Source organism: Chryseobacterium sp. UNC8MFCol (assembly GCF_000482305.1).
GTDB lineage: Bacteria > Bacteroidota > Bacteroidia > Flavobacteriales > Weeksellaceae > Chryseobacterium > Chryseobacterium indologenes.
The window spans coordinates 319,518-346,015 of record NZ_KI535292.1 but is presented as its reverse complement, the minus strand read 5'-3'; the positions used below and the strand labels follow the sequence as shown (position 1 = coordinate 346,015).

Genomic DNA, 26,498 nt, shown 5'->3' with positions numbered 1-26,498 from the left:
AGTATTATGAAAAAAATAATTTTATCATCTGTCCTGTTTTTAACTCAGCTGGCTACAGCACAAACCATGGTGTGGGGGAATACTTTTGATACTCCGGCTGATCTTCAGGGATGGTCTTTCCATGATTTGAATAACAATAACAACGGATGGATTCAGGGGCAGAATATTTATCACAACGGAACAGATATGGTATATGGAGCTGCCGGTGTCCTTCGTCATTCAATAAGTCTCTTACCAAACGGAAGTGCGGCAGGATTTACTACGGAAAATGACTGGATCATTTCTCCTCCTATTGATCTGACAAATGCCGGTGGAGTAGTTACTCTTGTTGCTTCTATCGGAAGACAGAGAACGACTCACACTATCGTGGGACGTGATCTGTATATCTTCGTAAGTACACCTCAAAAAGAAGTTCCTGCACTGTCTGATTTTCAGGCGATGACGGTAGACGGATCTGGAAATGATCTTCCAAGTCCTTACAAAATACAGGTAGGAGGCTCTACGAATCCTTTCCCTGCCGACCTTACTCAATTTGTAGAGAATCAGGTGGATCTTTCCGCTTTTGCAGGGAAGAAAATTTATATCGGAATGTGGTCAAACAGAAAGCCTTCCGGTAATAATATTCAAAATATCAATATTGATGAAATGGCTATTTATGCCACAGCATTTTTAGGAACAAAGGATGTAAAAAAGAATAAAAATTTAACACAGATAGCAGAAAATCCGGTAAAAGAAACTTTGAAATTAAAGCTTAACCCGGCCTTTAAAGAAAGTACAGCGATCGTAGCCATTTACAATGCTGCAGGGCAGAAAGTCATTAATGTTCAATATGCTCAATCTATTCATATCGGAGAATTGTCTGCGGGAAGTTACATCGCAGAAATTACCGATGGGAACACCGTTGAACGTTTGAAATTTATTAAAAAATAATCAATTAAGTCAGGTAAATCAATTATTACCGGGAATCCCTGATTGTCAATATATAAAATGGATAGCCCCCAAAAAAAGGTGATCCGAAGCATATCCGACTAGTTTTTTTATAATTGTGTATTGCCCCGCAAGAAGGGCGGGGCAATATTTTTAAGTTTAAATGATATAATTAATTCAAAAAGATGAATAAGATCTTTGCATTAGTATTCTTTACCATCCTGTTTTCATGCGCAGACAACACTGTCATGGAAAAATATGATAAAGCACAAAAGCCTGGAGAAGTCACTATTAAGGGGTTCTCAAAACCTGATGTACTTCAGCTGAGGTTCAACGGAGTTCCGGTTACTATTAACGGAAGTACTTCGTATACCAATAAAATAGAAACTCAACTTCAGTTTGTTCTTGATGAGGGTGAACACAACAAACTGGGAATATATAACAATGAAACAGGAACGGAAATTGCAAAATACACCATCAGCTACGATAATGTAGACGAGTATAAAAACCTGTATTTCTTTAACCTTCCCGGAGTTTTTCTCCAGACGTATGCTGTAAAACCTCAGGTGAACTTTGGGAAGATAGGATTTGAATTTATCTTTCCCAATCTGGGACAGTTTTCAGGATCATCCCTTAAAAATGTAAAAGGGATTCTGAAAAGAGATAACGGAGTAGTACTGGCCGAATTTGACAACATCGGAAAAGATAATTTTACTGCTGTGAAAATTTATAATTCTTTTAATCCGCTTACCCCTGCCTATCTTGAACTGTACAAACCCGGAACCACAGAACCATATGCAGGATCCCAGAAGATTGAAGTTAAAATCAATCAGCATACAGGAGCCAATATGATTGTTCTTCAGGAAAAAATGGAAAACGGAATATGGACGGTAAAAGGAGATATTGATATCTCGGGATATCTGTAGCAATATGAGACAAACTGTAGTATTTCAATGGCTTATTATAGCAGCCTTTCTGTTTTCGTGTACCAATACGGCGGATGACGGCCCGCCCGTCTTTCCGGAAGGAAGTACGGAGTCTGCTAATCTGTGGGTACAGGACAGTATGAGGCGGTATTATTATTGGGCAGATCAGATGCCTTCCAAACCGGATTATCATCTTCCGGCTAAAGATTTTTTCAAAAGTTTGCTGTCTCCTCAGGACCGTTTTTCGTTTATGGTCAATACTCAGGATCCCTCAAGCTATCCGCGCTCTATAAGGAATATGTACGGTTTTGATTATACGGTAATTCAGCTTGCCGGCGGGCAGGTCGTGACTGTGATAAAACTGGTCCTTAAAAATTCACCGGCGTTCAACGCAGGACTGGAAAGAGGAATGATCATTACAAAAGTAAACGGTAAACTAATTACGGCAGACAATGCAGAAGCGATCACTTCATCCATGAAAGAACTGACGGTGATTGATCTTAAAGTCGGATCCTGGAAAAACAATGCTGTTGCCGATGAAAAAGATATTACCGTGTATTATGGCTACTCCTCGGAACAACCTTTATTAGCCGGGATTTTTGATAAAAACGGTAAAAAGACAGCATATCTTTATGTGTATGACTTTCCGGATGGAATGACCTCTGCACTTTATCAGAAATTTGCAGAATTTAAAGCTGCAGGAGTTCAGGAACTGATCCTGGATTTAAGATATAATTACGGAGGTTCTGTATCCTCAGCTGCCGCCCTTTGTTCCTTGATTCCTTCAGGGATATCTGGAAATTCTCCTTTCATTATTTTTAAAGGAAATAAAAATGGCGGCGAAGTCAGAAGAACATTTGCCCAACAGGTTGCCTATGATCCCAAAGCCCTTGATTTTAATACATTGCGGACCAATGCACTGGGCCTGGGTAAAGTCTATATTCTGACGTCAAACAGTACAGCATCGGCGGCAGAAATAGTAGTTAATAATCTGAAACCTTATATACAGGTCATCCAGGTAGGAGATGTTACCTTAGGAAAAGATATGGCCGGATTTATCGTAGAAGACAAGCGTAAACCGAAAAAAATACCATGGCAGATTCATCCCGTTATCTATAAAGTGTTCAATGCCAATGGATCAGGAGAATACAGTAACGGGATTACTCCACAAACTAAAGTCAATGAGTTTATTGAGTTGCCATTGCGTCCTTTGGGCGATCCGGATGAAACATTAATTTCATCAGCGTTGACTGATGTATATGTAAAATCAGTGAACGGTCATTCCTCCTCACATCAGGTTAAGATTTTATATCAAAGTGATGTGCCCGGTGCAGAGAGGAAAGCCTGGTAAAATGGGAGACTTGTCGCCATTTTATCTGTTTCAGTTTTTATTACCATTTCACCCAATTAAACAAAATAGTAAAATTATGCAGGGAATAGAACCTAAACTTCACACAAGCCTCACCAGCAAGATCGAAAACTATCGTCTTCTGGTTGAAGCTTTGGAAGACCCTGAGTCCCGGTCTTCTGATATTGCGGTGCAAATTTCAGAACTACGTAATTTGTATGAAGATTATTTGTCCAGTAAAAAGAACCTTGAACAAAGTATAAAGAATTACAAAGAATATCATGAGAATTTAAGAAAAAGACTGACGGTAAGATACCGGGAACTTAAAAGGAAGGCAAGACAGAAATAACAGCTTTATTGCCTGATTTTATAGCGGATTTCATACATTTATACCTTCAATCTTACAGTGATGAATGTATGATTTTTGATGAAACAAACCTTTCCGGATTCATAAACCTGTTCTGGCAATTTTCATGGCCACAATGGATCGTGTTCAGTTTTGTCATCAATATCTTCTTGTATCTGTTCTCTATAGGGCTGTATCTCTTTATTGATAAAACCTGCCGTAAAAAAGCATTGCAGGAAAGCGATCATCCCGTTACATCATCTGATGCGTGGCTGAGCCTGCTTACAGTGGCTTGCAATAGCCTGGTTTTGCTGACGGGAGCTTTTTTATGGAAGACCGGATGGATAGAGTTGGGACAAAATAAATCCGCAGGTATCATTTTCCTTGAAGTAACAGCATTGCTCCTTTGTATGGACCTGTTCATGTATTTTTTTCATTATGCAGCGCACTTACCACTTATATACAGGATGTTGCATGGAAAGCATCATACGCATGTAAGCACTAATTTTTTAAGTCTTTTTGTACTGCATCCTTTTGAAACAATCGGATTTGGACTGATGATGCTGGTTATTTTGGCGGGGTATGACTTTTCCGTAATTTCAATTTCCATCTACTTGATCATCAATCTTATTTGGGGAACGATAGGACATCTCAACCGGGAGTTTTTCCCTGCCAGTTTTGATAGACTTTTTGTGGGGACGACCAGGTTTCATAATCAGCATCACTTGGATGAAACCAAAAATTTTGGATTTTACACTTCTATTTGGGACAGATTATTCCGAACCTACAAATAGGATCTATATAATTGTTTAGAGCCGGATGTAGCGAATTTTTGTCGCTTATTTTATAAGATCGCTAAAAGTCACACTTAGCTGTTGTCATGGCAAGCCGAAGGCGAAACAATCTTTTAATACTCTTAAAAATCTGCCATTTCTTATCGTTTTAAACCAGTATCTTTTGTTGACCTTCAGTTTTTTATACTGTCCATTTTTATGATTAAAGCTTAATTTGATTTAAAACTTTAGCTAGCAGGTAATTAAAATTTTCCAGTTCCTGGGTAGTGAGTATAGAGGCTGTCTGCCGGGTAATATTCTTTCGGAAAGTTTCAGAGTTTTCTACGATAAACCTCCCTTTTTCCGTCACCGAAAGATTGAATTTCCGCCGGTCGGTTGTATCCTGTTTCTGGATAATAAAGTCATGACTGAGCAAAAATTTTAATTGCTTTGATACCGCTGCCTGACTGATTTTAAATGCCGTAGAAATCTCTCTTCCTGTTGCATTTTCCTTCCTCATGAGAAACTCAATAATATTATAATGGGTAGCCGTAACTCCATTAATATCACCTCTGTTCATGTGAGCAAGAATAAGACATTGAAAATCAGTAAAGGTGTTAAAAAATTCTTTTTCAATGGTTTTCATAAATAATATGCTTAACTTAGTTAATTATTAACAAAGTTAAGTATTTTTATCATGGAAAATATAGAAATTACCAATGCCAGACAAAATAATCTCAGAAATGTTTCCATAAAAATTCCAAAACATGAAATTGTGGTTTTTACCGGGGTTTCCGGTTCCGGGAAATCATCACTGGTTTTTGAAACCATCGGAGCAGAAGCCCAACGTCAGATTAACGAGACCCAAAACAGCTTTATCAGAAACCGCCTGCAGCATTACGGAGTGCCGGATGTAGATAAAATTGAAAATCTTAACGTTCCGATCATCATCAATCAAAAACGATTGGGAGGAAATGCCAGATCTACAGTGGGAACAGCTGCTGATGTTTCCGCTTCTTTGCGGCTTTTATTTTCTAGAATGGGAAAACCTTTTGTTGGATATTCCAATGTTTTTTCATTTAATAATCCCCAGGGAATGTGCCCCGAATGCGAAGGACTCGGATTTGTGCAGGCATTGAACATCAATACCCTGATTGATAAAAACAAATCGTTACTGGAGGGAGCAATCCGTTTTCCGACATTTCAGCCGGGAGGCTGGCGTCTGACCAGGTATACCTTATCCGGTTATTTTGATAATGATAAAAAGCTCAAAGACTTTTCCGGTAAAGAATGGGAAATGCTCTTATATGCTCCGGAACACAAGCCTAAACATCCTCATAAAGATTGGGGAAAAACCGTTAAATATGAAGGAATCATCCCCAGAATTGAAAAAGCATTCCTGAAAAAAGATTCCAAAGAAAATATTACAAGAAAAGATGCCCTGAATACTATTGTTATGACCAAAACATGCCCTGTATGCGAAGGTAAACGTCTAAATGAAAAGATATTATCCTGTAAGATCAAAGGTAAAAATATAGCCGATTGTTCTTCGATGGCCATTGATGAATTATTGGAATTTATCAATTCACTGGATTCTAAAATGTATGAGGTTGTAATCAGCGAGCTTTCCGTAAAGTTGCAGAACATTATCACCATCGGACTGCAATACCTTACACTGGACAGAAGTACAAACACCCTTTCAGGAGGTGAATCGCAGCGTATCAAAATGGTACGGAGTCTGGGAAACAGCCTGGTTGATCTCCTGTACATTTTTGATGAACCGAGTATCGGTCTTCATCCCAAAGATCTGCAAAATATCATATCGATTATCAAGCAGATCAGGGATAAAGGGAATTCTGTTTTAATCGTAGAGCATGATCCGGATCTGATCAAAATGGCAGATCATATTGTAGACATGGGACCCGGCTCGGGAAAGAATGGAGGAGAGGTAGTATACGAAGGTACCTTTGAACATTTGAAAGCTTCCAAAGGCAAAACGGGCGCTTATTTTGCCAGAAAGCCCTCTGTAAAAAATCAATTCAGGAAGCCTGACGGAGTATTGAAGATTGAAAATGCTAATTTATACAATCTTAAAAATGTCAGTGTAAACATTCCGACCGGGGTGATGAGCGTCATCACCGGAGTGGCAGGATCCGGAAAAAGTACTTTGATCAATCGTGTGTTGCCGGATTTTTTCCCCGATCTCACCATTATAGACCAGTCATTGTTTGCAGCGAGCGCCCGGTCGAATTTGCTTACCTATCTGGGAATATCGGATACTGTACGCAAACTTTTTGCCCAATCCAACCATGTTTCAGAGAAGCTGTTCAGCAGAAACAGTGAAGGCGCATGTCCCAATTGTAAAGGATTGGGGGTTGAAAGAATAGACCTTGCCTTTATGGATGATATTGAGCAGCCTTGTGAAGTCTGTAGCGGGTCAGGTTTTAATCCTGATGTATTAAAGTATCAGTATAAAGGAAAAACGATTGCAGAAGTGATGAGCATGACGGTTTCGGAAGGTGTTCTTTTTTTTAAAGATGAATCTGTGCTTAAAAATTTCGATCTTTTACTGCAGTTAGGATTAGATTATCTGACATTAGGACAAAGATTGGACAGTTTTTCAGGAGGTGAAAGACAGCGTCTGAAATTAACGAAGGAACTGAAAAATACCGGTCAGATTATTGTTTTAGACGAACCCAGCACAGGTTTACATCCCAGTGATACACAAAAACTGCTGACTTTTTTTAATCATCTTGTAGAACAGGGTAATACATTAATCGTGATTGAACACAATCTGGATATCATCGCACAAGCCGACTGGATCATCGATATTGGCCCCGGTGCAGGAAAATATGGAGGGAAAATTGTATTTGAAGGAACTCCGCAAGATCTTTTGAAAGACAAAAAGTCATATACTGCAGAGTTCCTAAGAAAGCATATTCACTAGATTAAAAAAAGAAACCTCCTCCACTTTGAAACATTATCCTCTCTAATACCGTTTCAGATTTCAGATCCCAGATTTTTTTCAGTAGGTGAACCCTCCAGCAATAAAGTCAATTCGTCACATCGAACAATTTTATCATCCTGAATGGTGAATTCTGCCAATACTTTATGTCTCACAATGCTGCCATCTTTCAGGGCCGACTTTGCGATATGATGCGTAAAAATAATATTTCCGTTTTCAGCATAATTAAGGATATCGATCTTTTGTTCAGTTACTTTCTCTTTCAATTTCTGAATGTGCAGAATAAACTCTTCGTAATTGAGTTGTTTGTGATCTACAAACTGAACGTAATCTTTTGAGAAATATTTTTCAATCAATGATAAATCAAATACAGGATTTTCTAAAATACTGCTGAAAACCTGCTGGATAATATGTTTCATAAAGGTATTGTTATAACACAAAATTATATCCAAATTTGATAAGCAAACGATAACATTTGTTAACGGTTTATTGAGAAAATAACCATAAAGATTCTGGATGGAGATGCGAGTACACAGGCTTTATTGTTGTATAAACCACAAATGCACGAATAACTTTCTTGTAGAGCGTATTCGTGCATCCGTGGCCTTACATTATTTAGTTTCTATAGAAGGTATGTTTGTAATAACCAGCCATTTGCCATCTTCATAAACACAGGTGATGAGTGAAGAAAACCGCAATGCTGAACTTTCAAGAGAAACCTTAGCATAAGCGATATTGTTTTTCTGTTCCACAAAATGATAGGTGATCTGACGAGGCTTTCCGCCAAATATTTTATCCCGGACGAGGTTGATGTATTCCTGCTTAGGAATGATGAAAATTCCCGGTTGATCAAAAAATCCGTCCTGAATATTCTGATAATCTTTGTGGAGAATTTTTTCTAATAGTTTGGTGTCACTATGATCTCCACCTTTAATGAATTGCTCAATGGTGTATTTAATCTGTTCCATAATCAATTGAATTGTTTTAAAATTTCGGATTGTTGTAAAACGATCTTTTCTGTATTTCTGATTTCATCTGTTACCGTACCATTCAATGGGAAGTAGCTGATATCAGTAATTCCCATGTGGTTTAATAATTGGGTAAGGTGAATTTCCAACGGATTTCGTGTTTCGGGAGTCATCCCACCCATTGAAGAGATGATAAAGGCTTTTTTGTTATTGAGTAAACCTTTAAGAGAAATATTTCCTGTAAAGGTTTTTTTTGTTCTGATAACGCTGTCAAAATACGCTTTTAATGAAGAAGGAATGCCATAGTTGTACATAGGACAGGTAATCAGAATATCATCACATTGATATAACTCATCAATGAGTTCGTTGGATAAACAAATACTTTCCGTATCGGGATTTTCGCTGAAGAAGGCATTTACCGTCTGTTGGGTGATATGAGGAATAGGCCACAGGGTTACATCTCTTTCAATAATACTACCATCAGGGTGTTTTATTTTCCAATGCTGAATAAAATAATCACCTAATCTTCGTGAATAAGATTGCTCTGTTCTTAAACTGCTGTCGATTCTTAGAAGTCTTTTCATACTTTTTTCTTTAAAGACACACAGCATTTCTGAAACGTGACAGATTATTGCAGTCTTTTTAATTTTTCAGGATCTACAATAGAATAAATTTCACGGATCATGCCGTTGGCATCAATATCCAGGATGTGACAGTTATAAATTCGGTTGTCCTGCCAGAAACAAATGGCAGGCTGATGATTAAAGATATGAAAACTATGAGGTTTTTTACCCAAAAACTGTTGTTGTACATAAGCGAGAAGCTGTGCCGTAGCTGATTTTCCAACTTCTACTGCTTTGATAACGCGTATCCGTTTTCCACCGTCTGCAGACAGCTTTATTGCATCAGTAAGCAGTTTTTCGATATTGGGAATATCTCCTTCACTTAAAGCCAGTTGATACTGCTGAAGAATATCCGCATGAACAGAGATATTGACGCTGTCCGGCTCATATTTAATATCCTGCAATTGCTGTCCGGCACGGCTTAGTAGTTTCCTGGAATTTTCCACTGAAATATCCAGGGTTTCCGCAATTTCCTGATGAGAATAGTCAAAGGCTTCTTTTAAGATATACACTGCACGTTCTCTTGCATTCAGCTTTTCTAAAAGAACAAGAAGGGTGTAGCGTGCAGTTTGTTCCTTAATCAGTTTATTTTCTGCATTTTCAAAAGAAAGAGGCTCCGGAAGCCATTCTCCATACACCATTTTTTTACCGTGTCTGTTTTTAAAATTAATCGCATGATTAATGGTGCTTTTGATCAGAAAATTAGTTTCATTCCTGATCTCGGATTTATCCAAAGAAATATATTTTTCAATTACATCCTGTACCAGATCCTGCGAATCTTCATAAGAACCGGTAATATTATAGGCATAGGTAAGCAGACTGTTGTATTTTTCCTGCATAATATTTCTTTTTAAGACAAACTTAGTGAAGAAAACGTGACAGATGATTAAAAGATAAAAGATAAAAGATAAAAGATAAAAGATAAAAGATAAAAGATAAAAGATAAAAGATAAAAGATCTTGTCGTTAAACTTCAATAGCTGCTTTTCGCGAGCATGATTTGTGACAATTGGTGCATCTGGGGTCAAAAAGCAAAACTATTGATATTTCCCCAATTTGGGCGGGCTTTAGCCCGCTTTCAATTTTACGGTTACATGTTAATCCTACATGATCACAGAATCAATCATAAAAAACCGCATCGGATCCTTCCCATGCGGTTTATAGAATGTCGGTTTTACGGTTAATCGTTATCCACTCTGATCCATTTTCCATTGTCTGTCCCTTCATAGAAGTGATCGTTATGATAAATGACAGCTCCCACGACATGCGGTTTGCTTGCCGGAAGTGTCAATGTTTCAGGAGAAGCGTTAGTATTTCGGATCATAAAAACATCATTTCCTTCCCTGACCACGATTCCTGTTCCTGAAATAAACCTGTTTAAGCCGTTGTCAGTCGGAGGATTGGCTATTGTTGAAGGAAGTAATTCTGTGATACGCCGTGCTCCGGCTGAAGCGGTACAACCCCTCAGAATACCGTTCATCAGCATCATCACGCCCGGAGTCGGACATTCCGGATTGACATTGATCACAATTTCTTTATTGTTGAGATCTATCGGACAAGCCTGACCATTGGCAAATCTCATCCCTTTCAGACGGTAAACAAATGTTCCGACCTGGTTCCCGGGATGTAAAATAATGGCTTCTCCATTGCTCGCTGAGGTAATCGTTTGATCCGGCCCACCGTTCAGAGTATAGGTGAAAATATAAGGCTGCGCAAGTGATCCTTTGAATTTTACCTGCACGTCGCCAGTAGTCTGTCGTATGGTACTTGTTGACGAAGAAATGGTAGAATCAACCGGTAAAGTAACGGAAGAAATGCTGAAATCTTCAGTAATATTACATCCATCCTGACCATAGGTAACATTCACTCTGTAATTTCCGGGCTGTGCAAAACTTATCGACGAGCTGTTACCGATCACTACTGAATTAAGTGAATTGATTTTAGTCCATGTATACGATGCATTAGGATCTGTTCCAAATAAGGTGGAGGCGTCATAAGTCTTTGGAAATTCCGAAGCACAAAGGGTTTTATTTCCCCCGAAACCTGCGGCCTGTACATCAGTCGGAATTATATTCAGATTGGCGGTATTTCCGAGATCCTGACTGTTCCCATAAGCATTGACCGGGCGTGAGAAATTCATATCCTTAATAGAAGCATAGAACATGGTGTATTTTGCTGCAGGATCAAGATTAATCATATTCTAACCTGTCGTTGATCTGAGTACAGAAATTCTGTTACATGGAGTTCCTGTCATAAACAGGTTTTCAGTAACTGTCTGGTGGCTGTTTACCTGATAAGATCCGGGATTGAAGTATAATGTTTTATATTTTCCGGAAGAGGAGAGCGTACTTACGGAATTCACTGAAGAACTTCCCAGAAAGGTCATCTTACTGAAATCCCATATTTTTGTTCCCGTATTGAGATTTCCATCCTTCCATATCGTAAGGTCTCCCAGAATTGAAGCTTCCGGAGTATTGGTGACAAAATACCCTGTTTCTATTTTGGTTTCAGACAGTTTCAAAGTCACCGGATTATTTCCTGAATTAATACTGAAATACGGACTGTAAAAATTATAGGCAGGCAGGCTTGCCATATAAAAGTTGGGTGTCCCCGCACTGTTTACTCTTGTTCCGTTCACAACTGATTGACCGAAATCGACAACAGGATTATTGCTGGTAGTTTGGTTCCAGCTAAAATTAACGAGGGTCATGGGCTGGCTGTTGGTTTTAAATCCGGCCACATTATTAAAATTAATATCTCCGAGATAAGGACTTTTCAATTCAAAATAATCCTGTGCATTGATATTAAGGTAGATATACGCTCCTCTGGTATTGATATAACGTGTTTTTCCACTGACCGTTCCCTGAGACAGAATGATATTGCGGGGTAAGCCATAAGGTGAGACGGGAACATTGATCTTAAGATCATTTTGCAGCACCAGGTTTCCATATACATTCAGGTAATACATAGCATTGGTGCTCGCTCCGAAATCCAGTATCGGTTGGTTAATAGCATTATTGAATGTAATATTATTAGCTTTTGAAAGATTGCTCCCTTTGATTATAATTTTACTCTGTCCGGCTGTAAATCCCGAATTCTGATCGAAAAAAACATTATCAGCACCATTTGGAATATCACAACCTGTAATCGGTGCTCCTCCCGAAGTCAAAGACCAGTGCAGCGGATCTCTCCATTCTCCCTGACCGCCTACCCAATAAAGATTTCTTGCATTGGCCGGGATTGCATCCTGAAAATTAATTCCGGTATTTCCTCCCAAATCGGTACTTTTTGTGGTGAGATAGGTTTGACCTCCCGAAGACGAAATCATTTTAAACTGCACCCTGTCCATTGAATAACCGGAAGGATTGCTTGTATAATCAGGAAGGATCAGTGACCTCGGCTGAAGGCTGTTGGATGAAAAAATAAGCTTATCAACACAGTCTCCCAGCATCAGCAGCGACTGGTTTACCTGAAGATTGGCTTCTAAAGCAATATGGTTGTTCTTTTCGATCGTCAGGTGATTAACCGTCAGCGGAGATTTTATGGTTAAAGAAGGATTTACCTTATCAAGTCTGGATCCCGATGCTGAATGAACAATGAAGTTATTGATAATTCCGCCGGTCAGGTTAAAATTCATTACATAATCGTTAGCACCTGTTGTATTGGTAAATTCTATTTTTTCAAAATAATGACTAAGGTTGTTAGAGGTAATTTCATTCGCTATACTCCCTGAAGCTTTGATGATTTTAATGACACTGTTCGCAGTATTGACAACAGGTTTAGCGGTATTGACCATGAAAGTGGAGTTGATGGTAATATCTGCGTTATTCATCAGCAACTGATCTCCGTTTACATTCAATGTCACAAGTTTCAGAAGAGTTCCGCTCATGTCCAGAACATTTCCCGGAATATTGTTTTGAATGATATGAGAGTTCCCGTCAAGGTCATAGGCTGAAGTTCCCCTGTTTATTTTCCATCTGGCATTTCCCGAAAATGTAAGCACGGAAGAAGCTCCGTTAGGAGTCAGGCTCTTGATAATATCAGAGGGTTTATTGGTATTAATAAAGGTAAATCCGCTGAAATATCCCGCATCATAATATCCGGGATGAAGGACCATATTTCCGTTCACATACATTTTATAATAATTGTTCGTTCCCCCGAAATATGATCTTGAGCTGGCCGGTAAGCCACTAAAAGTAATATCATTCACAGTTACATCACCGGATAATTGTATGGCGGTAATGCCATTGGTCATAAACCCTGAATTCTGATCAAAAAATACATTGTCATTGCTTGTGGGAATACCGCAGGTAGAGGTAACTCTCGAACTTGTGGAATCAAGTGACCAATGTGTAATATCAGTCCAGTTTCCCGATCCTCCTTTCCAGTAAAAATTTTTGGCATTGGCGGCAGTGAAATTGATCCCGGAGTTATTTCCGCCGTCAGTTGAATTACCCGCATTGATGGGCTTTGCCCCCTGTACCGGGTTGATATATGCTGCATTAATTCCGGAAATATTCATTCTGTTCAGCTCAACAAATCCATTTCCGTTGATGGCATTTCCCAGAACAAGATTATTTCCTCCCGATCCCGTAAAGTTAACCGCCAGATCACAGTCATTACGGTTGTAGACAAAGGTTTTGTTAACCATTAATTGGGTGGAAGAATCGTTCATCATAATATGGGAAGAAGAATTGATGATGAAATGATCCGTTTTATTAGCATCAAGAAATCTGATATCTCCTGCATTTACCTGAAGTATTCCGGTATTGACAGATCTAAGATCTCCCTGAAAGGTACCTTCCTTAAAAATTTTGCCAAAGTAGTGATTGCCGTTCCCTGAGTAATAATACTTTCCGTTATAGTTTTGGACATACACAGACGTGTTGGGTGCTGTAATCGTCTGTCTGGTATTGATATTCAGGGTAGTCATTTGCAGGATAGCATTATCGATACTGATCGTGTTACCGCCCAGCCAGAATTCCCGGGCCTTAATTTTTCTGCCGTCTGCATACAGATTACTCACGATAGCATTGTTATCAAAATTAAAGTTGGCGGCCACCTCCACATCGTATGGGGATGAAATGGTAGCAGACATCAGGTAGAAATTATCATTACCGGAAACATTCAGCTGGGCTATTTTTTGCCCTTCAAAGTTCATATAACGATTGGCAGCCGGACCTGTATTATTGTATTTAAAGATATTGAACATGCTGGCAGATGCCAACATATCCTTTTGGAGGTATACATTACCGTAGACATAGGTGACAGGATTGTAGACCGGGGTAGCAGGAGCGTTATTCCAGGTCATGTTATGGACAAAAACGGGTCCTGTAGCGGTAATAGTATTGTTTCCTAAAGTAAAACCGGAGGAAGCATTAAAGACTACATCATCGTACATATGAGGAATACAATTGGCTGCCGCACCGCCCGAGGTAAACGCCCAATGGGAAGGATCGTTCCAGCTTCCGCCACCACCGATCCAATACAGCGTTTTGGAAGGAATTCCGGAATATGTAATATTACCGGTATTATTGCCACCATCCATTCCGGCAGTCATTGATCCGCCGCCGGTAAGTTTTACCGCAATGAGATTATAATCCGACAGGGAAGCTGTACCGTTTCCATTGATTGAGGAAGGGAGAATCATATTCACAGGAGTTGTATTGTCTACTCCTCCAAATCGTGGAATATTTCCGTTACATGAAGAATTGGCAATCATTGTCTGAGTAACCTGGAAATAATTGGGGGTGAGACTCTGGTTTTGTCGAAAGGTATACAAACCACCGTTTAACACGAGATTATTGATGTCAAACTGCTGCGCTCTTAGTACCACATTTCCTCTGCCCAGACTAAGATTTTTAATTTCATATCTTTTTCCCGAAAAATCACAGCTTCCATCACCCAAAACCACATCATTTGCTTGTAATACATTGGCCGTGATATTGAGTCCGTAAAGATCGATTTTATTGATATTCAGCTCATTTCCCGTGATAGTACTGCTTCCGGTTCCGGTCCCTGTTAACTCGTCTACTTTCAGGGAATTACCCGCAGAAATCTGATAATATGCTCCTGTTGGCAGGGTGATTTTTTTGATATCCTGTGTTGTCTGAATAGTCAGCGATGAAAAAGAAAGTGTAGCCTGGGTGAGGTTGGCAGTTGAATTAAACTGCATGGCATTCGTTGCTGTCAGGGTAGAGGTTCCGAATCTGGAGGCCGCAGTTGATGTATGGGTCAGATTCTGTGCGGTGATGTTTTTATGATCGGTGTCAAGAAGTGCACTGTCATTGATATTGAACTGAAAGAGGCCATTACTGGTAAAATTTTTGACCAGCTTAAAAGTCCCGTTCCCTTTAAGATTAAAAGATGAAATATACGATGTGCCGACGAATCCCGGACTGATCAGGTTATCTTGGATATCAATGAGATTGGGCGTCTGATTTGAGCTGTCTGAATACAGATTCATGGTAACATTGTAATAGACACCTGCATTGGATTTCCACTTCAGATTTCCGTAAATATTAAAAACACTGTCTGAAGGAAATGCAAGTTTTCCTGTAAATGAATCATCAATAATGAAATCTTTACACGTTGCTGAAGAAGGAATTGTCAGCAATCCTCCCGCTGAGGTAAATCCGCTTCCGGAAGTGATGTATACATTATCATAACGGGACGGGATAATGGTGGCGGTCTGCCCGGACACGGAACCGATGCGCCAGTGGTTCAGGTCGCTCCAGGAACCTGTTCCTCCTACCCAATAATAGTTGTTTTGGGCCAGAAAAGTTTGGCTGACCAGAAATAAGAAAATAAAATACAGTTTAAGTTTCATGGTATTTGAATAGCAAGATTAACAATGAGCCGAGACTTGTATATCCGGCTCCCGATGCGTTGCAGAGGTCTAAAATTGACCTTCAATCAATTATTTTGACTTTTTCATCAATTGCATCTCTCTTTGTAATTCTCCGATTTTTTTATCTTGTTCCTGAACCGTTTTTAAAAGCAGCGGAATCAGCTCATTGTAATTTACGGATTTGTATCCTTCATGATCTGTGCTAACGATATTAGGCAGGAATTTTTCAACTTCCTGGGCAATCAGACCATACTGGAGCTGAGCATTTCCTCCTTTCTTTTTTCCAGCCTCATTCCAGAAATAGGTGACAGGTCTTAACTTTAATAATGATCCTTCTGACAAGTCTATGTCCGTAATATTTTGTTTCAGTCTTTCATCAGAATTGTAATCAATCGCACTGGCTTTTATGGTCCCCGCTACATCCAGTTTTGCCGAAGCTGAAGGAGCTGTTCCGATTCCGACACTTCCGTTACCTGAAAAAACAAGATTTTTACCGTTGAGATCAACATTTCTTGCTGCCAAAGGAGTGGTAATACTGCCATCTGCCGTGTAAATATTAGAATTTATCCCTACACTCTCCCAATTGTTACCGTTCCAGAAATAATAGCCCGGTTGCGTTATTTTTGATACTTTTGAAGTAGGAGAGGCGGGGGCGGCAGTTGCATAAATCATCAGTGATTCGGTTCCCGGCTGTATATTGGAGGTCATGGTCTGAATCTGATCTCCGGTGAGGCGGGGAATCAGGAGACCCTCAGCTTGCGAAGAACCATCTGTTTTGGCATTGATATCCAAAGTTGCTTTGGGATTTACCGTATTAATACCTATTTTACCAGCCTGAGAGTACATGGATGAGCTCATAGAAACAGTGCCGAAAAGGCATAAGATGAACATTGCAGAATAATTTTTCTGCAAAAAAATAGAGTTTTTCATAGTTTTTTTAATTGCTGATTATTTGAATATATCTCAATCTCCTTAGTGCGAAGATGACGTTTTCAGGAGGTTTTTTACGATGAGCTTGGATTTTTCAATCAGTTCATTGGATCTGTATAGCTGGCTTGTAAGGATGCAGCTTTCAAAAAGTAAATAAATATGTGCAGCAAGAATGTCATCCTTAAGATCTTCATCGAAAGATGCTCTCAGTTTACTTTTATGAGTGCGGATCAGGGTATGGATTTCTTTTTTATCAACCGGTATTTCGGACATAATATTCAAAAAACTGCAGCCTCTGAAATCCTCTTTTTGATTCATATATATCAGAAAGTCAAATGATCTTAAGAATTTCTCTTCAGTGGTCTTCGCGTCAGAGGTAAAACTTTCAAGCTCGGAAACCCAGTAATCAAATCTTCTGTTGAAAAACTCGATGCAGAGATCGTCTTTTGACTTAAAATGCTGATAAAAGCTGGCCTTAGAAACATCAGCTTCCTCTATAATCTGATTGATACCGGTGCTGTTATAGCCCTGTTGATGAAACAATGTCATCGATGTCTGTAGAATTCTTTCGCGGGGTTTAGGCATAGGATTGAGGTTTGCAACAAATTTAAACAAAAAATGAACAGACTGGTATGTGTGTTAATAAAATCTTAAATGTAGATCATAGCTGTTGTTGCACATCCATAGTTAATCACCTCGTAAAAAGCTTTTTCGAGTTATAAAGAACAGATATAAGATTTATTTTTCTGAAAATGTTTTAGACAAATCCTCTTGCATAAAAAAGTTGGAAAAAGAAAAATAGTAAGGTAAAAATCCAGACTACATAAGGATGATAACGGAAATTTTCTTTCAGAATATAATGTAAAGCCTTCAATAATTTGAAAAGTCCGATCATACCGAGAATGAGAAATAGTAAAAATACGATAAAAAAAGCGTAATCCCTTGGTGTGTAAGTTTCAATTTTTTCGAGATGAGTAAGGTAAGACTGTACATCAATGGTCTGTCCCAGAAACATGGCTGAAAGTATTAATAGAAAAAACGGGGTAGAAGTGTACACTGTAGTATAAATAAATGAAAATAATAAGGTACGGAACGTTACTGAATTTACCTTTTCCCTTTTATAAACCAATAGAATGACACTGAATAAAACAGCGGTAAAATTATTCATCAAAAATATAAATAAGGCTTTTTCAACCATACTTAACCCTTTGATTTTGGAAATGAAATTTTGCTCTCCACCATAATCCATTAAAAGAACCGAGATCATAACGGATGTATATACAGAAAGTTTAATAGGCGACAAATAGTCCTGGAAACGTTCAGTCTCATCTTTTTCCATTGCATGCACGGAAAAATCATAACAACGGGACGGCTGCTGAAATAATTTGAAAATAGTTACAGGAACTAATAAGATTTCAATAATAATCTGGAGACAAAGTTTCTCAAAGCTATCAATCAGTTTCTCGAACATACGGATCTGGTTTAAGTGAGGAGGGAATCTACTTCGTATGCAATTTAAATAAATTTTGCATAGGTTGTCCGGACAAGAGCAGATGAAATTGAAAATAACTGTCAGGGCATGAAAAATAGCCATAAATTAAACTGGCTGGAAGAAATTTCTTCCGGCCAGTTTAATTTTTATTTAGGTAACCCTTTTTTTAGAGCATCATGTGCCTTTTCAATAGCTTTCCTTTCCTTCCAGTCCATATACCTTTTTTTGTAACGACCTTTCATGAAATTGTCAAAATTACGTTGAATGGCCAGATTCCAAAGGGAATGTGCTTTTACAGCCCAGCTTTTATCCCAGGCACGTAAAGAAATAGAGAACGACCCATCAAGATATTTCATCCAGTGCCACCATCCGGTAGGCATAAACAGGGTATCTCCATGTTCCAGGAAACATTCAATACCTTCAATGCCGTCCAATGCAGGAAATTTTTCAAAATCAGGGTTGGCAATATCATAATCTTCTAATGCATAGGTTGCATAGGGAAGTTTGTAGAGACGTGTTTTCCACTTGTATTCAAAAAGAAGAACATGTTTTCTGCCGTTGAAATGTGTATGGAAAATGTGGGGCATATCAATATCGTAATGAAGGAAGGTTACAGAACCTTTGCCTCCGAAAAACATACTCGGATATTTGTCAAGAAATCCTCCCATCAGATTCTTGGGCGGAATATAATCGTCCAGTAATTTGGGAGCAAATTTAATAGGATCAAAAAAGAAAATTCTAAGATCGGTAGGTTCCCGCTGAATCAGATCAAGATAATCTGCAAAAGGCATCTTCGTTGTCGGAGTATTGATAGGTGCTGCAGGATCAGCTTTAGAACTGTCATATAAGGGAACTTCAACATCACCCACGACCTCTTTCATGTAATCCATCGTCCATTTTTGATAGGCAGGCCATTTTCTAGCCATATTCTTGATAACCACTGGCTTACATGGTTTTAGATATTTTTCACGGAAGTCTTCTTGTGAAATGTCATCTACAACATCGATAGGTTTAAGGAGTATTCCCATTCGTTCAAATTAAAGAGCTAAATTATTAAATATTTATGAACAATAAAAGGAAAGCATTTAATTATTTGGAATTAATATAAATAAAAATGAAAAATACTCTTCACGCCTCTTCAATAAAGATTATGTCGGCATATTATTCTAATTATTTCCGTTATAAATGTTTCTGAGTATCATCACAAAGCTCGGTATAAATCACTGAACTCCAAAATCAGGATTAAATACTTGTATCCAAAATAAAAGGAGCCCTTGCACATGAGCAGGGGTTTTGTTTTGCATCACAATTCCAATCCTTATATTTGAAGTATGAAAAAAACAGGTATACTCGCATTATTTTTAGTCGTTTTCAATAGTGGATATCGTGCACAAATGAAATCTTTACCAAAGTTGGAGTCTGGGGTTTCATACGAACTGGCCCAAGTACGAAAGAATACATTAAGTGATATTAAATATGACTTGCATCTGAAAATTCCCGAAAGCAGATCGGAAAGCATTACAGGAACAGAAGTACTGTCTTTCAACTATAAAAAACAAAATGATGCGCCGTTGCAGATCGATTTTAAAGAAGAACCTTCTTCACTCATTGCTGTATCCGTGAACGGACAATCTGTAAAACCTGTTTTGGAAAACGAACATGTCATCATTGATGCAAAATATCTGAAGTCAGGAGCCAATCAGATTCATTTTACCTTCCTTGCCGGAAACGGCGCTTTGAACAGGCGTGACGGATATTTGTATGCTTTATTTGTACCGGATCGCGCACGAACGATGTTTCCGTGTTTTGATCAGCCTAACCTGAAGGCCAATTATTCATTAACATTAACTATACCTGAGAAATGGAGCGCTATTGCCAATGGGAAATTAAAAGATACCACTTCTCAACAGGGACAAAAAACCTTGCAGTTTGCTCAGTCGGATTTACTTCCTACTTATTTATTTTCTTTTGCTGCGGGGGATTTTAAAAATTTTACGGAGAAAATCAGTCAGGAGGACTCCAGAATGCTATATCGTGAAACCGACTCTGTAAAGATCAAAAACAGCATGGATTCTATCTTTACACTCTACCAAAATTCTCTTGATTATTACGAAAAATGGACAGGTATCAAACATCCTTTTCAAAAACACGGAATGGTAGTGATCCCGGATTTTCAATTCGGCGGAATGGAACATCCCGGAGCGATCCTATTTCAAAATTCCACCTTGTTTTTAGACCAGAATGCTACTCAAAATCAGTTGAACAACCGTTCCAATCTTATTGCTCACGAGGTAGCTCATCTGTGGTTTGGGGATATGGTGACCATGGATTGGTTCAACGATGTCTGGATGAAAGAGGTATTTGCCAATTTTATGGCAGATAAAAGTACCGGAGCTTCCTCAGATAAAAGTGTATATGACCTGAAGTTTTTAACGACCCATTTTCCGGCTGCTTATGGCATAGATCGTACATTAGGCGCCAATCCGATCCGACAGGTTTTAGATAATCTGAAAAATGCAGGAATGATGTACGGCCCGATTATTTACAACAAGGCACCGATTATGATGCGTCAGCTGGAGCTGTTGACCGGGGAAGAAAATTTTAAAAAAGGAGTAAGTGAATACCTTAAAAGATATGCCTACAGCAATGCTAGCTGGCCGGACCTGATCACAATCCTTGATCAACATACTCCGGAAGACTTACAAAGCTGGAATAAAGTATGGGTGAATGATCCCGGCAGGCCTGTCATTGATTATACGATCAAATATAAAGGCAATACAATTGACCGCTTTACCATCACCCAACATCCGGAATATGGAAAAGAGCAGAAGTTATGGCCACAGCAGTTTCAGGTAAGTTTATTCTATGCTGATAAAATAGAGAAAGTAAATGTAAAACTATCAGGTCAACAACAGGAAATAGCAGAATTAAAAGGAAAAGCAAAACCTCTTTTCGTCCTGCAAAATTCCTCAGGAATAGGCTATGGCGTGTTTGGAATTGATAAAACCATGATGCCCAACTTTTATTTAATAAAAGATCCGGTAAGCAGAGCCAGTGCCTATATTTCACTGTATGAAAATATGCTGAACGGTTCAGGAGCCACTCCACAGGATGTATTACATTTTATGACCGAACAACTCTCAAAAGAAACTACAGAACTGAACCTTCGGTTGATTACCGGTTATATTTCCACTATTTATTGGGAGTTTCTACCCGGAAATGTTCGATTGAAAGAATCAGAGAATGTAGAAAATATGGTATGGAAAGCACTACAAACCCAAGCGGCAAAAAATAATAAGAAAATTTTATTTGACAGCTATCAGGGAATTTTCCAGTCTCAAAAGGCATATGATACCCTTTATACGATTTGGAAAACTCAGACCCCGCCAAAGGATGTGTCCCTTAATGATGAAGATTTCACAAGTCTTGCGCTTTCTTTATCATTGCGAAATCCCGACAATAATAATTTGTTGCAGGAACAGTTGGCAAGAATCAAAAATCCGGACCGTATCAATCGTTTTAAAATTATTATGCAGGCAGCTTCATCAGATCAGAAAGTACGGAACGATTTTTTTAACGGCCTTGAACAAAAACAGAACAGAGCCAATGAATCAGCTGTTGGTGCAGCACTTGGTTATCTACATCACCCTTTAAGACAACAGACGTCTATTCAGTATCTTCCAAAAACATTGGAGATGTTGCAGGAAATACAAAAGACCGGTGATATCTTTTTCCCGGATAACTGGCTTCGGTCAACCTTTAGCAGTTATCAGGATCCGAAAGCATTGGAAATGGTGAACCAGTTTATTTCAAAACACCCGGATTATCATACTATTTTGAAACATAAAATTTTACAGGCAACAGATAATCTGAAAAGAGCACAAATTCTGGTAAAATAGAATTTTTAGATTTGTTTTTAAAACCACAAATTTCCTCAATTATCTTTGATGATTGGGGAAATTTTTATTGTAGGATTATCAGGAATCCAGAATAACAAATTTATTTCCCCATATTTCTGGGATCTACACAGATTTTTATGTATATTTTTTGCCACTAATGCACGAATAGTAAAAGACATTTGTGCATTAGTGGCAAAATAAATCAGACGTAGACAACAAAGCGTAGTTCGAATAAAAATCTTTGATTTTTTAAAAACTTAAGTGTTCTTCTCATTGCACTACCTTTACCTTAAAAGACTTAAGTGTTCAAAAAAACTTTGTGCCTTTTGTGGTTTAATTATCTTCCAAATTCTTAAAAATCAATGAGATATGTGGAATCAGTAGAAAATAACACTAAGTATAAAATACAGTCCGTTGAAAGGTTTGTCGTATACTAGTATTTTCAGATACACATCTTCCATTTTTTTAAAAATAACTATCTTCGGCTTCATAAAAAAAATGATATGCAAGTATATGAAGGGATTTCTGTGGGGTTGTATCTGTTGCTAATGATAGGTATAGGCATATATTCCTATAGAAAATCGACAAGTAATTCAGAAGAATTTTTAATTGGAGGACGAAAAATGGGAGCTGCTGTTACCGCTTTATCTGCAGGAGCTGCCGATATGAGCGGGTGGCTGTTGATGGGAGTTCCTGGGGCCATGTATTTATCCGGGATTTCAAGTTCGTGGATTGCTATTGGTTTAACGATCGGTGCTTTTCTCAACTATATTATAGTGGCACCAAGGCTCAGGATTTATACGGAAGTTGCTCAAAACGCCATTACTTTACCCGTATTTTTTGAAAACAGATTTAAAAATAAGAATCATCTGTTAAAAATTACCTCTTCTATTTTTATTCTGGTATTTTTTACCCTCTACACATCCGCAGGAATGGTTTCCGGAGGAAAATTGTTTGAATCAGCTTTCGGAATGGATTATACCGTAGGGTTGTTATTAACCAGCCTGGTTGTTGTTTTATACACCTTTTTAGGCGGGTTCCTGGCGGTAAGTCTTACCGATTTTGTTCAGGGAACCATTATGGTGCTGGCTCTCGTTATCGTTCCTATTGTTGCCATAATGCAGATTGGAGGAATTGGAGAAACCTATTCGTTGATCGAAGCTAAAGATCCTAAATACCTGGATTTATTTAGAGGAACAACGACGGTAAGTATAGTATCTTTATTAGCCTGGGGGCTTGGATATTGCGGACAGCCACATATTTTGGTTCGTTTTATGGCCATTGATAAACCTAAGGACTTAATAAAAGCAAGAAGAATTGGAATCACCTGGATGATTTTTACTGTTGCCGGAGCATTAGCCATAGGATTAGTAGGAATTGCTTACCTGCAAAAATTTGACCTGGAAACCATGGTAAAATTTGATGGCTCAAAAACAGAAGCGGAAACTATTTTTATTTATTTCTCCCGTATTTTGTTTCATCCGCTGATTGCGGGATTCCTGTTGACTGCGATTTTGGCAGCTGTGATGAGTACTATTTCTTCTCAGTTACTGGTAACTTCGAGTTCATTAACAGAGGATATTTATAAAGCTTTCCTGAATAAAAAAGCAACTTCAAAACAACTGCTGATTGCCAGCAGGTTATCTGTACTATTGGTGGCCGTGATTGCGGTTCTTTTATCCTTAAACCCTAAAGACAGTATTCTTAACCTGGTAGGAAATGCCTGGGCAGGTTTTGGTTCCGCATTTGGACCATTGATTCTGCTTTCTCTTTTGTGGAAAAAGACAACATGGCAGGGAGGATTTGCAGGAATGTTGGTGGGTGGTATAACTGTGCTGGCATGGGTATATCTTCAGCATCCGTTAAAAGACTGGTATGAAATTATCCCTGGATTTACCCTTTCTCTATTAACCAATATTGTGGTTTCATCATTGACTTATCAACCTGATACCACTATTGATCGTGAATTCAATGAGATGAATAAGATCATGCAGGAAGAATTGTAAAGAAATATTACGATATTATAATACAAAAACCCTCACTAATAATGAGGGTTTTGTATTTGGGTATTCAATCAGATTAGTTGCTTTTGTGTTGCATATTTTGAAAACTCTTCTCGATCATGATATCCGACAATCAAGACAAAAATACTTAAAAGCCATCCTGCTTTCCAGATATTGATGTGGAACGCAGAAGCAATTTCTGGCAAAACTCCAATCACTGCAAATTCCGTAGTGGTAATTCCAAAAACGCCCATATAAAGTACATACATATTCCTGTTCATATTCATAATTTTTTTGTGCAAATTTGCAAAATGAACTATTGGAAAGCTATATACTTACCTTTTTGAAAGTATTAGCCCAAAAAACATTATTATGCCTCAATTTTTTCACGATAAAAGACTTTATTATACTCCCATTGAATTTGGTCTAAGCCATATTGGAGGAACCTGGAAAATGCCTATTTTGTGGAGATTACAGGAAAAGCCACTGCGTTTCAGCGAACTGAAAAGAGACATTCCGCAAATCACGGATAAAATGCTGACCAGCCAGTTGCGTGAATTGGAAAGTAAAGAAATGATTCATCGTGAAGTATTCCCTGTTGTTCCTCCAAAAGTAGAATACAGTCTGACCGAAAAAGGGAAAAAATCTATTCCGGTTATAGAAACCATTATGCAGTTCGGCTATGACCTGATGAAAGATGAGGGAATTGTTTTCCCGCCCAAAGAGTGATTATATCCGGTTATTTTTCTGTTAAATAAAAGCTTTTTCATACCTTCACTCTAATTTGATCATAAAAATCTATTTCAAATGAAGCTGAAATTAGGCATATTAGACCAGTCACCTGTTACAATGGGTAACAATGCTGCATCAGCATTAGCCAATAGTATCAACCTCGCCTTATTTGCCGAAGAAGCAGGATATCACAGTCTGATGTATTCTGAACATCATGGAGTAGAAGCGTATGGAAGCTCAAGTCCCGAACTCTTATCCGCCATCGTTCTCAGCAAAACAAAAAGAATAAAAGTTGGAACAGCCGGAATTATGATGAGGAATTATTCCGCTTATAAAATGGCTGAATGGGCTAAGCTGCTGGGAACTCTTTATCCTGAACGTTTTGTGCTGGGACTGGGAAAGGCTCCCGGAGGCTTGAAAGATGCAGTTATGGCTCTGAATAATCATAAACCGGTAGTATTATCCAATCTGGAAACGAAACTGGAAGAGATCATTCGTTACATGACGGAAGAAAGTGAAATGTACGATGAGCTTATTGCTCAGCCTACCCAGGTAAAGCATCTGCCGGAAATTGTTTGGCTCGGCTCCGGAATGACCTCTGCTCAGGAAGCCGCAAAACACGGAATAGGTTATTCTTTTGCTGCTTTTATGAACAGTGAAAATGGTAAGGAATATACCGAAGCTTATCTCAGGGAATTTGATCCGGCACAATATGCTTCCAGGCCGTCATTACAGGTGGCTCTTGCCGTCTCTGTTGCGGACAGTCCTGAAGAAGCGAAGCGTAATGCTTACGGGATGGCTTATCAATTTTTACAATCAAGGCAACTGGTTAGCCCCGAACCTGTGTATCCTGCCGAAATAGTGGAAAAAAAAGTATTGGGAACCTCTCATGAGGACGATTTTTTTACTATCTTGGACAGAATTATCACAGAGACACCACAAACGATTTCTCAGCGATTACAATTGATCTCAGAAAAATACCATACAGATGATCTTCTGATATTATGCAATATGTATCATGAGGAAGATCGTATAGCTACTTATCAGAGTATTATCAAAAATAATCAATAATTCCTGTAGCTTTCTCTTGCTTTTGTTAAGTTATATCTATTAACATTAATTTAATCCTTACGAAATAAAATATGTCAAAATTATATATCATGACCGGCGGTCCCGGTGCAGGAAAAACAAGTCTTTTGGAAGAACTGGAGAAGCAGGGATTTATAATTGTACCTGAAGAAGGCAGAAGAATTATCAAAGAACAAATGATCGCCCACGGAGATGCTTTACCATGGATGGACAGAAGAAAATTTGCAGAACTTATGTTTAAAGGTTCTGTAAATGCCTATCAGGAAATGAGTAAACGTACAGCAAATGATACTGTTTTTTTTGACCGTGGAATACTTGATGCTATAGGCTATATGAGGCTGGAAAAACTTCCTGTACCCAAAGAAATGGAAATAATCGCCTGCGAAATGGCTTACCAAAAGAATGTTTTTATTTTTCCTCCCTGGAAAGAAATTTATAAAAATGATCCCGAAAGAAAACAAACTTTGGAAGGAGCAATATCTACATTTGAATGCATGCGGGAACTCTATCTGGAATATGGTTATAATATCATTGAGGTGCCGAAACTTAGCATTCAGGAAAGGGCCGGATTTGTTCTGGACTCTATTGATTAATTATTTGTAATTTGGAGAGCATGTTTTAAATCTAT

General features: G+C 38.5%; 23 protein-coding genes. 11 read left to right on the top strand and 12 right to left on the bottom strand.

Translation table 11 applies throughout. The features are described 5' to 3' along the window. Window positions 1-6: 6 nt before the first annotated feature. From M030_RS0121895 to M030_RS0121875, 5 genes are all read left to right on the top strand, one after another. The gene (locus tag M030_RS0121895) at window positions 7-930 is read left to right on the top strand and encodes a T9SS type A sorting domain-containing protein (protein ID WP_027375366.1); all 924 of its coding nucleotides are present in this window, start codon (window positions 7-9) and stop codon (window positions 928-930) included. A gap of 182 nt (window positions 931-1,112) precedes the next feature. Continuing rightward, a complete protein-coding gene (locus M030_RS0121890; protein WP_227533113.1) occupies window positions 1,113-1,853 on the top strand; it encodes a hypothetical protein in 741 nt (246 codons plus the stop codon). A 4-nt stretch (window positions 1,854-1,857) separates the two neighbouring features. Further along, window positions 1,858-3,204 (top strand): S41 family peptidase, encoded by a 1,347-nt coding sequence (locus M030_RS0121885; protein WP_027375364.1) that lies wholly within the window; start codon window positions 1,858-1,860, stop codon window positions 3,202-3,204. Between the two features lie 76 nt (window positions 3,205-3,280). Then, entirely contained in the window at window positions 3,281-3,550 is a 270-nt protein-coding gene (locus M030_RS0121880; RefSeq protein ID WP_027375363.1) for a hypothetical protein, read from the top strand. A 68-nt stretch (window positions 3,551-3,618) separates the two neighbouring features. Beyond that, entirely contained in the window at window positions 3,619-4,341 is a 723-nt protein-coding gene (locus M030_RS0121875) for a sterol desaturase family protein (RefSeq protein ID WP_027375362.1), read from the top strand. Between the two features lie 202 nt (window positions 4,342-4,543). Here M030_RS0121875 and M030_RS0121870 read toward each other — a convergent pair whose 3' ends face one another. Next, entirely contained in the window at window positions 4,544-4,966 is a 423-nt protein-coding gene (locus M030_RS0121870; RefSeq protein ID WP_027375361.1) for a MarR family winged helix-turn-helix transcriptional regulator, read from the bottom strand. Window positions 4,967-5,017: 51 nt separating this feature from the next. On the opposite strand from M030_RS0121870, the gene M030_RS0121865 reads away from it, so the two are divergent. Further along, window positions 5,018-7,267: an ATP-binding cassette domain-containing protein gene (locus tag M030_RS0121865; RefSeq protein WP_027375360.1), complete on the top strand. Its 2,250-nt coding sequence runs from the start codon at window positions 5,018-5,020 to the stop codon at window positions 7,265-7,267. A gap of 53 nt (window positions 7,268-7,320) precedes the next feature. On the opposite strand, the gene M030_RS0121860 is transcribed toward M030_RS0121865, so the two are convergent. The 10 genes from M030_RS0121860 to M030_RS0121810 all read right to left on the bottom strand — a co-directional run bounded on the left by M030_RS0121860 (window position 7,321) and on the right by M030_RS0121810 (window position 19,175). Continuing rightward, a complete protein-coding gene (locus M030_RS0121860) occupies window positions 7,321-7,704 on the bottom strand; it encodes a limonene-1,2-epoxide hydrolase family protein (RefSeq protein WP_027375359.1) in 384 nt (127 codons plus the stop codon). A gap of 192 nt (window positions 7,705-7,896) precedes the next feature. Then, the gene (locus M030_RS0121855; protein ID WP_027375358.1) at window positions 7,897-8,253 is read right to left on the bottom strand and encodes a nuclear transport factor 2 family protein; all 357 of its coding nucleotides are present in this window, start codon (window positions 8,251-8,253) and stop codon (window positions 7,897-7,899) included. Window positions 8,254-8,255: 2 nt separating this feature from the next. After that, entirely contained in the window at window positions 8,256-8,837 is a 582-nt protein-coding gene (locus M030_RS24720) for an FMN-dependent NADH-azoreductase (RefSeq protein ID WP_172957748.1), read from the bottom strand. Window positions 8,838-8,881: 44 nt separating this feature from the next. After that, window positions 8,882-9,715 carry a sigma-70 family RNA polymerase sigma factor gene (locus tag M030_RS0121845; protein WP_034722943.1) on the bottom strand — a complete coding sequence of 278 codons (834 nt, stop codon included), beginning with the start codon at window positions 9,713-9,715 and terminating at the stop codon, window positions 8,882-8,884. A gap of 340 nt (window positions 9,716-10,055) precedes the next feature. Continuing rightward, window positions 10,056-11,072 carry a hypothetical protein gene (locus tag M030_RS0121840; RefSeq protein ID WP_027375356.1) on the bottom strand — a complete coding sequence of 339 codons (1,017 nt, stop codon included), beginning with the start codon at window positions 11,070-11,072 and terminating at the stop codon, window positions 10,056-10,058. A gap of 3 nt (window positions 11,073-11,075) precedes the next feature. Continuing rightward, a complete protein-coding gene (locus M030_RS0121835) occupies window positions 11,076-15,704 on the bottom strand; it encodes a hypothetical protein (RefSeq protein ID WP_027375355.1) in 4,629 nt (1,542 codons plus the stop codon). A 90-nt stretch (window positions 15,705-15,794) separates the two neighbouring features. Further along, on the bottom strand, window positions 15,795-16,655 hold the full coding sequence (locus tag M030_RS25130; RefSeq protein WP_051585210.1) for a tail fiber domain-containing protein: 861 nt from the start codon (window positions 16,653-16,655) through the stop codon (window positions 15,795-15,797). Between the two features lie 42 nt (window positions 16,656-16,697). Continuing rightward, a complete protein-coding gene (locus M030_RS0121820; RefSeq protein ID WP_027375354.1) occupies window positions 16,698-17,240 on the bottom strand; it encodes a TetR/AcrR family transcriptional regulator in 543 nt (180 codons plus the stop codon). A gap of 172 nt (window positions 17,241-17,412) precedes the next feature. Next, window positions 17,413-18,126, bottom strand: coding sequence for a hypothetical protein (locus M030_RS0121815; protein ID WP_027375353.1), 714 nt, complete (start codon window positions 18,124-18,126; stop codon window positions 17,413-17,415). Window positions 18,127-18,293: 167 nt separating this feature from the next. After that, window positions 18,294-19,175 carry a cupin-like domain-containing protein gene (locus M030_RS0121810; protein WP_027375352.1) on the bottom strand — a complete coding sequence of 294 codons (882 nt, stop codon included), beginning with the start codon at window positions 19,173-19,175 and terminating at the stop codon, window positions 18,294-18,296. 303 nt (window positions 19,176-19,478) lie between these two features. Here M030_RS0121810 and M030_RS0121805 point away from each other — a divergent pair, with 303 nt between their 5' ends. Both M030_RS0121805 and putP read left to right on the top strand, forming a co-directional pair. Continuing rightward, window positions 19,479-22,046, top strand: a complete 2,568-nt coding sequence (locus M030_RS0121805) for a M1 family aminopeptidase (protein ID WP_027375351.1) — start codon at window positions 19,479-19,481, stop codon at window positions 22,044-22,046. Window positions 22,047-22,549: 503 nt separating this feature from the next. Continuing rightward, on the top strand, window positions 22,550-24,052 hold the full coding sequence (gene putP / locus M030_RS0121800) for a sodium/proline symporter PutP (RefSeq protein WP_027375350.1): 1,503 nt from the start codon (window positions 22,550-22,552) through the stop codon (window positions 24,050-24,052). Between the two features lie 68 nt (window positions 24,053-24,120). Here putP and M030_RS0121795 read toward each other — a convergent pair whose 3' ends face one another. Then, window positions 24,121-24,330, bottom strand: a complete 210-nt coding sequence (locus M030_RS0121795) for a hypothetical protein (RefSeq protein WP_155860295.1) — start codon at window positions 24,328-24,330, stop codon at window positions 24,121-24,123. Window positions 24,331-24,421: 91 nt separating this feature from the next. Between M030_RS0121795 and M030_RS0121790 the strand changes: the two genes are divergently transcribed. The 3 genes from M030_RS0121790 to M030_RS0121780 all read left to right on the top strand — a co-directional run bounded on the left by M030_RS0121790 (window position 24,422) and on the right by M030_RS0121780 (window position 26,463). Beyond that, window positions 24,422-24,778, top strand: coding sequence for a winged helix-turn-helix transcriptional regulator (locus M030_RS0121790; protein ID WP_027375348.1), 357 nt, complete (start codon window positions 24,422-24,424; stop codon window positions 24,776-24,778). Window positions 24,779-24,856: 78 nt separating this feature from the next. Then, window positions 24,857-25,852, top strand: a complete 996-nt coding sequence (locus M030_RS0121785; RefSeq protein ID WP_027375347.1) for an MsnO8 family LLM class oxidoreductase — start codon at window positions 24,857-24,859, stop codon at window positions 25,850-25,852. A gap of 71 nt (window positions 25,853-25,923) precedes the next feature. Next, window positions 25,924-26,463 carry an AAA family ATPase gene (locus M030_RS0121780; protein ID WP_027375346.1) on the top strand — a complete coding sequence of 180 codons (540 nt, stop codon included), beginning with the start codon at window positions 25,924-25,926 and terminating at the stop codon, window positions 26,461-26,463. Window positions 26,464-26,498: the final 35 nt, after the last annotated feature.